1 protein-coding gene is annotated in these 1329 nt (G+C 42.1%); it reads right to left on the reverse strand.

Annotation, left to right across the window (positions count from 1 at the left end; all coding sequences use genetic code 11):
* On the reverse strand, positions 1-1280 hold a 1280-nt coding region (hslU, locus tag H5072_RS19590; protein WP_182694527.1), incomplete at its 3' end, for an HslU--HslV peptidase ATPase subunit.
* Between the last annotated feature and the right edge of the window lie 49 nt (positions 1281-1329).

Here is a 1329-nt window from a genome sequence, read left to right on the forward strand (position 1 = left end):
TGTTTTTCAACGTAAGCGGCGTCGATTACTAATGACGAGCCTGCTTTTTCAGAAGCATCGTATGAAATTTCTTCCATCAATCTTTCCATTACAGTGTGTAGACGACGAGCACCGATGTTTTCGGTTTTCTCGTTAACTTGCCAAGCTGCTTTGGCAATACGCTCAATTGCATCGTCGCTAAACTCAATCGATACCTGCTCAGTTTTAAGCAGCTCTCGTTGTTGCTCGGTAAGCGATGCATGAGGCTCTGTAAGGATGCGTTTAAAGTCATCTGCAGTAAGTGCTTCAAGTTCTACTCGAATCGGTAAGCGGCCCTGTAGCTCTGGGATCATATCTGATGGCTTTGCCATCTGAAACGCACCAGAGGCAATAAACAGCATATGGTCAGTTTTAACCATTCCGTGCTTAGTATTTACAGTTGAACCTTCAATTAGCGGTAGTAAGTCGCGCTGAACACCTTCTCGGCTCACATCTGGACCTGAAGAATCGCCGCGCTTACAAATTTTGTCTATTTCATCAATAAACACAATACCGTTTTGCTCTACTGCAAAAATAGCTTGTTCTTTTAGCTCTTCAGGATTTACTAATTTAGCGGCTTCTTCTTCCGTTAATAGTTTGAAGGCTTCTTTGATTTTTAGTTTACGCTTAGTGCGCTTATCGCCGCCCATGTTTTGAAACATGCTTTGTAGCTGGTTGGTCATATCTTCCATACCAGGAGGCGCCATAATTTCTACGTTTGGTTGTGCTTGTGCTAAATCGATTTCAATTTCTTTATCATCTAGCTGACCTTCACGTAGCTTTTTACGGAACGCTTGGCGAGTTGATGAGTTATCATCACGCTGCGTTTCGCCGTATTGATCTTTCGCTGGTGGTAAAAGGGCATCTAAAATGCGCTCTTCTGCTGCTTCTTCGGCGCGATGTTTAAATTTCTTAGTCTGCTGTTCGCGAGTCATTTTAATTGATACATCGACTAAATCGCGGATGATAGTCTCAACTTCTTTACCAACATAGCCAACTTCAGTGAACTTAGTCGCTTCTACTTTAATAAAGGGTGCGTTAGCAAGTTTTGCTAATCGGCGGGCAATTTCTGTTTTACCTACACCGGTTGGACCAATCATTAAAATGTTTTTTGGTGTTACTTCGCTGCGTAAATCTTCTTTGAGTTGCATGCGGCGCCAGCGGTTACGAAGTGCAATAGCCACTGCTTTTTTTGCTTTAGCCTGACCTATAATGTGCTGATCTAGCTCGTGAACAATTTCTCTTGGGGTCATATCAGACATGATAGTTCCTATTATAATTCTTCGATTGTTTGGAAGTTATTAGTAAATA

This window comes from Pseudoalteromonas sp. SR45-5, from assembly GCF_014163565.1.
Lineage (GTDB): Bacteria > Pseudomonadota > Gammaproteobacteria > Enterobacterales > Alteromonadaceae > Pseudoalteromonas > Pseudoalteromonas distincta.